Source organism: Syntrophotaleaceae bacterium (assembly GCA_041390365.1).
Classification (GTDB): Bacteria; Desulfobacterota; Desulfuromonadia; order Desulfuromonadales; family Syntrophotaleaceae; genus JAWKQB01.
Genome location: JAWKQB010000001.1, coordinates 234,793 through 246,850, shown reverse-complemented (window position 1 = coordinate 246,850; position 12,058 = coordinate 234,793). Strand labels below are relative to the sequence as shown.

The 12,058-nt window shown below is 59.1% G+C and carries 10 protein-coding genes; all 10 read right to left on the bottom strand.

Features of this window, described 5'->3' with window-relative positions; translation table 11 throughout:
* Positions 1–177: 177 nt before the first annotated feature.
* The 10 genes from R2940_01135 to R2940_01090 all read right to left on the bottom strand — a co-directional run bounded on the left by R2940_01135 (position 178) and on the right by R2940_01090 (position 12,057).
* Entirely contained in the window at positions 178–1,950 is a 1,773-nt protein-coding gene (locus R2940_01135; GenBank protein ID MEZ4598380.1) for an ATP-binding protein, read from the bottom strand.
* Positions 1,951–2,017: 67 nt separating this feature from the next.
* On the bottom strand, positions 2,018–2,710 hold the full coding sequence (locus R2940_01130; protein MEZ4598379.1) for a response regulator transcription factor: 693 nt from the start codon (positions 2,708–2,710) through the stop codon (positions 2,018–2,020).
* A gap of 274 nt (positions 2,711–2,984) precedes the next feature.
* Complete coding sequence (locus R2940_01125; GenBank protein MEZ4598378.1) at positions 2,985–3,590, bottom strand: PqiC family protein; 606 nt, start codon at positions 3,588–3,590, stop codon at positions 2,985–2,987.
* 3 nt (positions 3,591–3,593) lie between these two features.
* Positions 3,594–4,562, bottom strand: coding sequence for an MlaD family protein (locus R2940_01120; GenBank protein MEZ4598377.1), 969 nt, complete (start codon positions 4,560–4,562; stop codon positions 3,594–3,596).
* Between the two features lie 60 nt (positions 4,563–4,622).
* Positions 4,623–5,393 (bottom strand): ATP-binding cassette domain-containing protein, encoded by a 771-nt coding sequence (locus R2940_01115; GenBank protein ID MEZ4598376.1) that lies wholly within the window; start codon positions 5,391–5,393, stop codon positions 4,623–4,625.
* 72 nt (positions 5,394–5,465) lie between these two features.
* A complete protein-coding gene (locus R2940_01110; protein MEZ4598375.1) occupies positions 5,466–6,638 on the bottom strand; it encodes an ABC transporter permease in 1,173 nt (390 codons plus the stop codon).
* A gap of 15 nt (positions 6,639–6,653) precedes the next feature.
* Positions 6,654–7,352, bottom strand: coding sequence for a DUF3313 domain-containing protein (locus R2940_01105; protein MEZ4598374.1), 699 nt, complete (start codon positions 7,350–7,352; stop codon positions 6,654–6,656).
* A 56-nt stretch (positions 7,353–7,408) separates the two neighbouring features.
* Positions 7,409–9,895: a glycogen/starch/alpha-glucan phosphorylase gene (locus tag R2940_01100; protein MEZ4598373.1), complete on the bottom strand. Its 2,487-nt coding sequence runs from the start codon at positions 9,893–9,895 to the stop codon at positions 7,409–7,411.
* A gap of 55 nt (positions 9,896–9,950) precedes the next feature.
* A complete protein-coding gene (locus R2940_01095) occupies positions 9,951–10,523 on the bottom strand; it encodes a lipid-binding SYLF domain-containing protein (GenBank protein MEZ4598372.1) in 573 nt (190 codons plus the stop codon).
* A 100-nt stretch (positions 10,524–10,623) separates the two neighbouring features.
* Positions 10,624–12,057 carry an efflux transporter outer membrane subunit gene (locus R2940_01090; protein ID MEZ4598371.1) on the bottom strand — a complete coding sequence of 478 codons (1,434 nt, stop codon included), beginning with the start codon at positions 12,055–12,057 and terminating at the stop codon, positions 10,624–10,626.
* Between the last annotated feature and the right edge of the window lies 1 nt (position 12,058).

Below are 12,058 nucleotides of genomic sequence, written 5' to 3'. Positions count from 1 at the left end.
TTCTCCTTTTTCCTGGTTGATTCCTGGTTTCGTTTTTTTTCCCATTCAAAGCTGGCGGCAATATGGCCAGGAATTGTTAGGATAGTGTTAGTTGGGCATGAGGTCTCTGCAAGCATTCAAAGGCATAAGTCCGATTTCGATAGCGATTTCGATTTGGATTAAAATTCCCGCAGGCGTCTACACCGCAGGCAGGTGGATGCTGAACTCGCTCCCCTCTCCGGGAACGCTGTTGACGGTGATCCTGCCGCCGTGAGCCTGGACGATATGTTTGACGATCGCCAAACCGAGTCCGGTCCCGCCCTGCCTTCGGCTGCGGGCTTTGTCGACACGGTAGAACCGCTCGAACAACCGCGGCAGATGCTCCTGGGCGATCCCGCAGCCGTGGTCTTTCACTTGAATCACCACTTCATTCGATGCTTTCGTCGCCTTCACCTCGATTTCACTGTTGGCCTCGCTGTATTTGATGGCGTTGTCCACCAGGTTCACCACCGCCTGCTCGAGCAGGGGGGCGTTGATGCGCGCCTTCAATCCCGCGGCGCAATGCAATCCCAGGCGGATCGCCTTGTCAGCCGCCGCCACTTCACAGGCCTGCAGAGCCGAGCGGAGCGTGGGTTCCAAGCCATCCACCTCCATCGGCATGCCGTTGGTTTCGGCTCCCTGCTCGATCCTCGACAGGGCGAGCAAGTCATCGATAATGGCATTGAGACGATCCGCCTGCTTGGCGATGATCCTCAAGAAATTCTGGGCATCCGGCTGTTCCACCATGTCGCCGTCCAGCAGGGTTTCGACAGACCCCTTGATGGCGGTGATCGGTGTCTTCAACTCATGCGAGACGTTGGCCACAAAATCCTTGCGGACGTTTTCCAACCGTCGCAGCCGGGTCACATCGTTCAGCACGATCAGGACCCCGATATCGGTTTTTTTTGCATCCCGCAGAACGGTGCCGTGAGCCTGAAGGAATCTTTCCTTGCCGTCCCGCAGCACGATCTCCCCTTCCACTGGGGACGGGCTGGCCAGAGTGCGGGCGACGAAGCGCTGCAGGTCGGCCTTTCTGGCCACCTCCTGAATGCGGCTTCCCTGGGCCTGTTCGGGGCGGATACTGAGGAGTTCGGCGGCGGCCTGATTCATGTGCAGAATCCGTTCGTCCATATCCAGCGCCAACACCCCTTCGATCATGCTGGCCAGCACCGCCTCCTGCTCGTTACGCTGGCGGACGATGGTTTTGATCCGGTCGTCGAGCTGGGCGGCCATCAGGTTCATGGCCCGGCCAAGGGCGGAAAGTTCACTGGCTCCGGATATCGACAGCTTTTTGTCGAATCGTCCCTCGGCAAAGCGCTCCGCACCCCGGCGCATCTCTTCGAGAGGGCGGCTGATGTGCCGGGAGACGAAGAAGCTGAGCACCGCCGCCGCCAGAAGCACGACCACACCGGCCACCGCCACCTGCCGATAGACCTGGGCCAAAGTGGAGTCGATGGCCGTAACTCCCCGGGCCGCCCGGACAACGCCCAAAACCTGACCATTGACTTTTACGGGCAAAGCCGCATACATCAGGCGTTCCTGCAAGGTGCGACTAAAACGGGTGGCCGTGGAGGCGCTGCCGGTCATGGCCCCCGCGATCTCCTCCCGACCAGCATGGTTTTCCATCCGCTGAGGATCCTCGTAGGTATCGCCGACCACCCGTCCATCGGGCAGGATAATGGTAAATCGGGTTGAAATCTGGGTTCCCAGATCCTTGGCCAAGGCATCAATGGCGGAATAATCGCCGGAAACGAGCAGCGGGGCAGCCGGTGCGGTTATCAGTGCGGCACGGGCCTCCAAAGCGCTTTTGGTCTGTTCGAAATAGAAATTTTTTATGGTCCCGGCAAAATACCAGGTCACGCCGACAAGGGCGGCCAGAATGATGACGACGTAGGAAGGGAAAATTTGCCAGAGCAGGCGGACGTTTTTCATGCACTAATCCTTAATGTTTTCAGAAAACTCTGTAGAATGACGCCATCAATCCTTCACTAAATGGCCATCAATCCTTGAAGCGGTAGCCGACACCTCGAACCGTTTCGATATATTTGCCGTAGGAGCCGAGCTTTTTGCGGAGCCCGACAATCTGGACGTCAACCGCCCGGTCGGTGACGGAGTAATCGTCGCCCCGCACTGCGTTGACGATCTGATAGCGGGTAAAGACCCAGCCCGGCCTGCCCGCCAGAAAGTGCAATACCCGAAATTCTGTAAAGGTGAGATCGACAGGCTGGCCGGCAATGAGCACTTCGTTGCGGCCGGGATGGATCAGCAACTGATCGATCTGGATCACTTCCGGCTCTTCCCCTTCGACCGGCTGGGCCTCTCTGCGGCGAAGCACCGTGCGCACCCGGGCGATCAGAATCCGCGGGCTGAAGGGCTTGGTGACGTAATCGTCGGCGCCGAGTTCGAGGCCCGTGACCACGTCCGCCTCCTCCCCCTTTGCCGTCACCATGATGACCGCCGTCTCCGTCCCCCTGTTTTCCGATTTCACCCGGCGGCAGACTTCCAGCCCATCCATTCCCGGCAGCATCAGGTCCAGTATCATCAGATCCGGTAAATCCTGCCGGATAATCTTCAGGGCCTCCTCGCCGCTGGTGGCGCAGGTCACCCGGAATCCCTCCCGCGTCAGGTTGTAATGAATCAGAGCGAGGATATCTTCCTCATCCTCGACCACCAGAATATGTTTTTTGGCCATAGACGCCGAACTCCTCGTTCAATCGATTCGAGACATCACCTAATCTTCTTTTGTTAGGGGAATATTAGGGGCAGGGTTTACTCAAAAAAAACCTACAGGACTTTTTCCGTCGAGACAATAAGGAATATGTCCTGGATTGGGTGAACAGTTTCGGCCCACCCTTTATTGATGGCCTGGTTGGCTACGACAGGAAACAGAGAGGGGTCAGGTGAAGAGCAAGGTCACGAAAGCAGGGTAGCCGGGACGGGGGTAATGTCCGCAGATCGTGAAGCTGCTAACGCACAACGGCAACTTTCCTGGCCAGATGGCGACTCAATTCTCCCAAGGCCCGGCTCATGGCCTCGACCTGCGCCTCGACCTCACTGTCGTTCGACGGTTCCGCCAATTCTATTTTTCCTGAATCCAGAAGGGCTCCCCCTTCCCCACCATACAAACGCCAGAGAACTTTCAGCAGAACGTTTCCGTCCATGGATTCCAACTGGTTCACAGAAACACCGAGTCGCAGATCAGGACGAGAGGCATCCTCCCAGGAATCCACAGCCAGGCCTTCCGGCGCCAGCAGCAGGGTCAGGTTGTCCACAAGAACCCGGGCCACATCGCTGCGCAGGGATCCTCCCCATCGATGGTATTCCAGGGGAGTAACGACCGTCGGCCCCGTTCGTCGGACGATTTGGGGACGATCGAGATGCTCGGCGATCTCGATCGGACCGATGGCCAGAAGGCCCCGGCGTTCCGGCGTTTCTTTGGGCAGGGAAACGGTTTCCGCCTCCAGGGGTGCCAACGTATAGAAGCGGGCCGCCGGGCTGCTGCCGCAGGCGGAGAGGGAAAGCCACAGAACCACGATGAACAGGGCCGGGATCAGGCGGAATCCGCATTCCATCGGTTATTCTCCTTCAAGAGCCCCCTTGCCCTTTATCAGAGCCTCGGGATGCTGTTCCAGGTAATCGACCAGGTTTTTGATCGAACGGGCCGCTTTGCTGATTTCCCCCATGGCCACCTGAAGCTGATAAATCGATCGTTCATCCGAAGCGGTCCGGCGAACGGCCGCCAGCGTCTCCTTTGCCTCGACAAGCATCTCGTCGATGTTTTCAGACATTTCACCCGAACGTCCCTCTTTCATGGCCAGAAATTTTCCGGCCTCATTCAAAGCACGGGTCGCCGCTTGGGCGGTTTTGCGGGTGTCCTGTCCAACCGAAACGATTTCCTTCCGAACGGCCGGGATCGTCTCCTGAAGCTCCTTGGCCACGTTGTCCAGCGAGCTGATGGCCTCCCGAAGGTCGGGGGAGTTGACCAGGCGGTCAATGCCGTCCATGGCCGAGTGTACCTTTCCCATCAGCTCCTCGACAGGGAGATCGGCGAGGGTTTTCTGCAGTTCTTCACTCGTCGACAGGATGGAGGGGATCTCCGGATATCTGGTGTCGGGTCCACCGCGCAGCACCACCGGGGTGCCGGGAAAGAAGTCGATATAGATGGCCAACTGCCCAGTGACCAGGCTCTGGGTCTGAAGCTGAGCCCGCAAACCCATATCGATAAATCTTTGAAGATATTGCTCCTCCTTTTCCCCGCCGCTAAATTTGTCCCGGTCAAACTCGACAATGACCGGAATAACCGCTTTCATCTCCTTCGGATCGAAAACGATATTTATGTCGGTTACCGATCCGACCTCTACTCCGCGGAAAATCACCGGCGACCCGACGTTGAGGCCTTTGACCGAGCCTTGGAAATAGATCACGAACTTGCGGGTATCGGCAAAGAACTTCCCCGAACCGAAGAACAGGACCCCGGCCACCAGCAATGCGAGCGCTCCCAGGACAAAAGCCCCGATGACTGCCTTGTTCGTATTACCAGCCATTTCTTTTCTGCCTCCCCATCGGTGGGCGAGTTAACTTCGCAAATTCGATTCGTCAATTGCTCAGGCAGCTTCACCCCGGGTCAGAAAGCTTTTCACCTTCGGGTTTTCCGACTCCTGAAGAAGTTTTTTCGGATCGCCCGCGGCGATCATCGTCTTCGTCTCCGGATCGAGGAACACCGAATTGTTGCCGATGGCGAAAATGCTGGCCAGTTCGTGGGTGACGACCACTACCGTCGCCCCCAGGCTCTCGCGAAGTTCCAGGATCAGATCGTCGAGCAGGTGCGAACTGATCGGGTCAAGGCCGGCGGAGGGTTCGTCGAAGAAAAGGATGTCGGGATCGAGCGCCATCGCCCGGGCCAGACCGGCCCGCTTCTTCATGCCGCCGCTGATTTCGCTTGGATAGTAATCCTCGAACCCCGCCAAACCGACCAGGGCGAGCTTCAGCGAAACCCGGTCGCGGATTTCCCCTGTGGGCAGCGAAGTATATTCCTCGAGCGGCAGGGCCACGTTTTCCGCCAGGGTCATCGAACTCCACAGCGCACCGCTCTGATAGAGGACTCCGAAACGCCGCATGATCTGCTGCTGCCGCTCCGGCTCCACCGCCCAGAAATCCTCGCCGTCGTATATCACCTTCCCTTGGGCCGGCGCCATCAGTCCGATCAGATGCCGCAGCAGGGTGCTCTTGCCGCAGCCGCTGCCGCCCATGATGATGAACACATCCCCTCGATCCACCGTGAAGGTCAGGTCGCGCTGGATGACCCGGGGACCATAGGCCATGGTCAGGTTTTGTACTTCGATGAGTGGAGTTTGTTTATCGCCGTTGATGGCCACTGGTTGGTCCTCCAGATCGCCATATGTCCCATAGGACCTATAGGACTTATAGGACCTATGGATTACTTTTTTTCAAATCCCCAGTACATCGCAAATCAAGGTGATGATCCCTGTGGCAACTATTATACTGACGATGCCGGTGACCACCGCCGAAGTCGTGGCATCGCCCACCGCAGAGGCGCTCCGGCCGCACTGCAGTCCCTTCAGGCAGCCAGCCAGGGCCACCAGCACACCGAAGACGCCGCTGTGAAACAGGCCGACCCAGAAATCCTTCAAACCGACCGACGCCCGGGTCGTGTTGAGGTATTCCATGACATTGAGATCGAGCATGAAAACCCCGACGAAGAGTCCGCCGAGGACACCCATCAGGTCGGCATAGACGCAGAGCAGCGGCATCATCAGGCAGAGGGCCAGCATGCGCGGCAGCACCAGGAACTCGAAAGGGGAAAAGCCCATGGTGGCCAGGGCGTCGATCTCCTCGTTGACCTGCATGGTGCCGAGCTGGGCGGCAAAGGCGGCGCCGGTTCGCCCGGCCATGATGATGCCGGTCATGATCGCTCCCATGACCCGGACCATGGCGACTCCGACCAGGCTGGCGACATAGATCTCGGCACCGAACATCTCCAGTTGGACCGACCCGACGAAGGCCAGGATCAGCCCGACCAGCAAGCTGATCAGCGAGACGATGGGCAAAGCCCGAGAGCCGCACTCGCGCATGATGGTGAAAAAATCGGCGCGCCGGAACCGGGCCCGACCGGTCACCAGCCGGCCGATGGAAAGGGCAGCTTCACCGATGAAGGCTGTCGTTCCCAGATTCTTTTGCCAGACAGCCAGTGCCCTGTCGCCGACCCTTTCGAGGAAGGACGCCTTTTCGGACGCCTTCCTCCCTCCCGGCCGTTCCGGTACGGCGGTGGCGAGTGCAAGCAGTCGCCGAGCCCCTTCGGGAAGCTCCCCCTCGTCGATGGAAACCTGCCGTTCGGTGCAGACCTTGCGGACCATCAGCAGGAAGGTCAGCAGGCTGCTGTCCCAGCTGCCGAGCTGCCGGGAGTCGAAGGACAGGAGGCGCACTCCGGGAGACTTCTCCAACTCCTGCCGCAAACCGTCGGCCGTCACCGGTCGCTGTCCTCCAGTCCAGTCTCCGGCCAGATCGAGGCGAATTTCTCCCGCTCCCGGATGGGAAAAAGCAGCCTGATCTTCCGCATTCAACCTTTTCGGAAACGACCGATTTCCGCTCTTTCTCTTCATCTTCGCTCAGCCTCGTTATTCAGCCGCCTCGCCATTTTTGCCATGCACGTTGTCCATGTAGATACGCAGTCTTTTCGCCCAGTACTCGAAAGCTTCTTCTGCCGATCCGGTCTTGGTGAATGCGTGGAGCTTGCCGCCCACATGTTTGTCAACGGCCGCGCCGACCCGGGAATTGGTCATGCTGTCCAGCGCCTCCATCTCCATGCTTGCGTAGCCGACCCCCGTGGATGCCCCCGTAACCCCTTTTTTGACGATCGAAACCGCCAGACCGACCGGCAGGACGGTCGACACGGCATTGGCCACCGGTTTGGCAAGCTTGATATCCGTGATGGCCACCCGCACGCGCAGCACGTCCGGGCCTGGTTCCGCCACGAGGGGGTAGGCATCCTGCATCTCCTTGATCACCGCCTGGTGGAAGTCGTTGGCCAGCTCCTGCAGCGCATCCGCCTCCAACCCGTTAAGGGCCGATTCCTTGGTTGGATAGAAAAGCACATGATCGAGCATTATTTTGTTGTACTTGGAGAAATCGACCCCCGGTTTCAGATAACGCAGGTCGGCTCCGTCCTTGGGACCGGGAGAAAAATCCGGATAGGGATCGGTATAGAATCCTGAGCGCTCCGCGACGGTGGCCTCCTCGGTAGCTGTTTTCCCGGCACAACTCACCAGAAGAATTGCCAGGACAAGGAAAAACGCCAATCTGCATGTTCTTTTCATTTCCAGTCTCCTCTCGTTGTTGTGATCGGGAAACTTCTACGGGTATATCCCACCTCCTATCCGGGCAAGGGCCCGGTCTTCCAGATGTTCCGACAGTAATCACGGATGGAGCGGTCGGAGGAGAATTTCCCCATCCGGGCCACGTTGAGGATGGCCATCCGGGTCCAGTGACCGGGTTCCCTCCAGGCGGCCGCCACCCGGTCCTGGGCTGCGACATACGCCGGGTAGTCGGCCACCAGCAGGTAATCGTCCCGCCCCCACAGATGATCTACCAGAGGCCGGAACAACCGATTATCTCCTCTGGAGAAGACTCCCGATGAAAGCTGATCGAGGATTTTCCGCAGTTCGGGCCTTTTCTCCAGCCAGCGCCAGGGCTGATAGCCGTGAGCCTTGACATCGAAAACTTCGGCGGCGGTCATCCCGAAGAGGAAAAAGTTCTCCGCCCCGACTTCCTCACGAATCTCGACGTTGGCACCGTCGAGGGTGCCGATGGTCAAAGCCCCGTTGAAGGAAAACTTCATGTTGCCCGTTCCAGAGGCTTCCTTGCCGGCCAGGGAAATCTGTTCTGAAAGATCCGCGGCCGGGTAGATCAACTGGCCGTTGGTCACGTTGAAGTCGGGAAAAAAAACCACCTTCAGACGGCCGGCCACATCACGGTCGTTATTGACCACCTCCCCGACGGAAGTGATGAGTTTGATGATCAGCTTGGCCATGGCGTAGCCGGGCGCCGCCTTGCCGCCGAAGATGAAGGTCCGGGGAACGATCGCGGCCCGTGGATCACGCTTGATGCGATTGTAGAGGGTGATGATATGCAGCACGTTCAGATGCTGACGCTTGTATTCGTGAATCCGCTTCACCTGTATATCGAAAAGCGTTTCCGGTTCGACAGCGATGCCGGTTCTCTGCAGGATAGCCGCGGCAAGCTGGCGTTTGTTGTCCTCCTTCACCCTCTGCCAGTCCGCCTGGAAATCGCTGTTATCGGCAAAGGCTTCCAGTTCCCGCAGTTGTTCGGGGTCCTTCACCCAGCCGTTGCCGATCTTGCCGGTAATCAGTCCGGTCAAGCCGGGGTTGCTCAACAAAATCCAGCGCCGGGGAGTGACCCCGTTGGTGACATTGTGGAATTTTGCCGGCTCCAGATCGTAAAAGTCCCGGAGAACCGTTTCTTTCAGGAGCCTGGAATGCAGGGCGGCGACGCCGTTGACCGCATGGCTGCCGACACAGGCCAGGTGAGCCATGCGCACGTATTTCTCACCCGCTTCATCGATGATCGACAGGCGGGCCACCTTTCCTTCATCCCTGGGGAAGCGCCGGCGGACTTCGTCCAGGAACCGCCGGTTGATCTCGTAGATGATCTCCAGATGCCGGGGCAGCATTTCGGCGAACAGCGGCAGCGGCCATTTTTCCAGCGCCTCGGGCAAAAGGGTGTGATTGGTGTAGGCCAGGGTTTGACGTGTGATGTCCCAGGCCGACTCCCAGCTCAGCAGGTGTTCGTCCACCAGCAGTCTCATCAGTTCCGCGACGGCAATGGCCGGGTGGGTGTCGTTGAGCTGCACGGCGAAACTCTCGGCAAAGGTCTCGATGTCTTCTCCCCGGCCCCGGTGAAGCCTCAGCATGTCCTGCAGGGAACAGCTGACGAAAAAGTACTGCTGGGCCAGGCGCAACCGCTTGCCGGCAACAGGCTCGTCGTTGGGATAGAGGACCTTGGAAAGGGTTTCGGAGACCACCTTTTCGTCCACCGCGCGGTAGTAGTCCCCATGGTTGAAGATCTGAAAATCGAAGGATTCCACCGCCTCCGATTTCCACAGACGCAGCAGATCTGTCACTCCGGAAAGATAACCGGCTATGGGGGTGTCGTAGGCGATGCCCTTGACCATTCGATGGGGAGTCCAGCGGACGCGGTACCGCCCCTGCTCGTCGTGCCAGACCTCGGTCCAGCCGCCGAAACCGACCTGGAAAACCAATTCCGGTCGGCAGATCTCCCAGGGGTTGCCGAGCCGCAGCCATTTGTCTGTGATCTCCACCTGCCACCCGTCATGCAGCTTCTGGTCGAAAATCCCGAATTCATAGCGGATGCCGTAGCCGACTGCCGGAATCCGCAAGGTCGCCATGGAATCGATGAAACAGGCGGCGAGCCGCCCCAGGCCCCCGTTTCCAAGCCCCGGCTCCTCTTCCTGTCGGACCAGTTCGTCCAGGTCGCGTCCCAATTCGGCCACGGCCTGCCGAACCGGCTGCAGGATGCCGAGATTGACCAGGTTGTTGCCAAGATGGGGGCCCGTCAGGAACTCGGCCGACAGGTAACAAACGATTTTCCTGTTCCGGGCAGAGAGTTGCTCCAAGGTCGAGAGCCAGTCGTCGAGCATCCGGTCGCGAATCGCATGGGAAACGGCACCGTACCAGTCCTTGGCCGTGGCCCATTCCGGGGGACGGGCCTGGGTAAAGTTCAGATGGTCCAGTATCCCCTGTTTCAGTTCCTTGACGGCCATTCCCCGGCGGGACTTGCCCCATTCAACATCGGGAGCTGAATTGGTTTTTTTATCGGTCATTCGCTTGGCATGCATACCGGCGAACCCTTTCCGCGGGATAACGGAATCTCCCCACCTATTCTTCCGGATCGATCCGGGTGATTTTGGAACCCTGCAGGCCCAGTCCCGCCATCAATCCTTTCTGGCTGAAGAAGAAGGCGTAGATGTCTTCTTTGGCCGTGGAGGTAGACAGGCTTCTGGCTAAACCGGAATCCACCACAACCACGCTTGGTCCGACCCCAATCTCCCATCCTTGACTGGTTTCCAGATAATTCAGAGCCTCCTCGGTCATCAGAAACATGGCATAACCGAATTTCTGGGCACCGATCTGAAGACCGTAGGACGCGGCCACCGTGTTGAAGTAGGCCTCGGGACTGCCGTTTACCAGGAGAGCGCCTTCCCCGTAATGCCCTCCCACGATGAAACCGCCCTTGACGACGTTCGGGAAAACCAGGATTCCCTTGGCCACCCCCGAAAGTTCCTTCGCCGCCGACGAATCGGCATAGAGACTGTCCAGGGCGGCGGCGACCTTCTGATCGATTTCATCGGCCGAGGCGGCAAGGACGGGAGACGGGCAGAAGAGACCAGCGAGAATGGTCAGCGTTAATACCCAATTGATTATGGACGGAAAATGGGTGTTCTGTTTCATGACGCCTCCCTTTCAATTGTTTTCTAAGACCATGACGCGCTCGTTTCGGAACTGGAGTCTTCACCTTATCCTGTCGCCGAAAGAGCCTGCCTGAATCCATTTAGGGCAAATCCTTCTGATCATTCCCCTCCGCAGTCGCCGCCATGCGGTCGGCTTCATCGATCCAGCCACCCCCCATTGCCCGGTACACATCGACAAGCGAAGTAAAGACATCGGTCTGAGTCGAAACCATGGACAACTGACCGGAAAATAGCGAACGTTCGGCATCCAGAACTTTCAGGTAATCGGCGGTCCCGGCTTCATACTGGAGCGTTGCCAGGCGCGCGTAATCCTGAAGGGCCGCCACCTGCCGACGCTGCGAAGCGAGCTGTTCACGCCCCTTGGTGGTCCGGATCAAGGCGTTTTCCACTTCGCCGAAGGCGTTCAGGATGGTCTGCCGATACTGCAAGAGCGCCTGCTGCTGGATCGCCTCGGCCTGCTTCACCTGTCCTGAAATGGAGCCGAAGGTGAAGATGGGCGCAACAGCCTGCCCGGCCAGAGACCAGATTTCAGAGGAAGCGTCGAAGAGATCCCCCAGTTCGATGCTCGCCACTCCGTAATCGCCCGTCAGGGCCAGCCGGGGGAAATAGAGGGCCCGCGCGACGCCGATGCGGGCGTTGGCAGCGACCATCGTGGCTTCGGCCTGGCGAATGTCGGGGCGGTTTTCGAGCAATTCGGAGGGCAGTCCGGCGGGGATGCCGGGCAGAGCCATCTCGTCGAGGGTCAGGCCGCGGGGAATCGGGCCAGGGTAGCGGCCGAGCAGGATCGAGAGCAGGTTTTCCTGCTGGCGGATCAGTGCCTCGAGCTGTGGGATTTCCTGGGCGGCTATCTCGTACTGGGACTCGACCTGGCTCACCTCCACCCGCGACACCGTCCCCTTCTCGTGGCGCAGCTTGAACAGATCCAGGGTTTTGGCGTAGGCACGCTCCGTTTCACGGGCGATGGCGAGTTGGCGGTCGAGCCCCCGCAAGGTGATGTAGCTGCCGGCAACGCTGGTTACCAGGGTAAGAACCACCCCCCGCCTTCCCTCCTCGCTCGCCAGCACCTCTGCCCGGGCTGCTTCCGAAGCACGGCGGATACGGCCCCAAAGATCGATTTCCCAGGTGAAGTTGAGTTGAGCCTCGTAAAAATCATAGGTGATGGCTTCCCTGGGCAGCGGTCCGTTACCGGTTTCCCGCTGGCGCCCGCCGGAGACTGCGGTGCCCACTTGGGGAAAGAACTCGGACCGGGTGGTATCCAGAACGCCCAGGAACTGTTCCACCCGTTTCGCAGCGGTCATCAGATCGAGGTTTTGGCGCAGGGCGGCGGCGATGAGCCCGCTCAGATCCGGGTCATTGAACTGCTCCCACCAGGCCAGATTGGCCAGCCCGGCGGCGCTCTCGTAGTCGACCCGCCAGGCGGCGGGGGTTACGACAGCCGGACGCCGGTAATCCGGGCCGATGGTGCATCCGGCAACCCATATTGCGATTAGGCAGACAATCAGCATTCGGCCCATA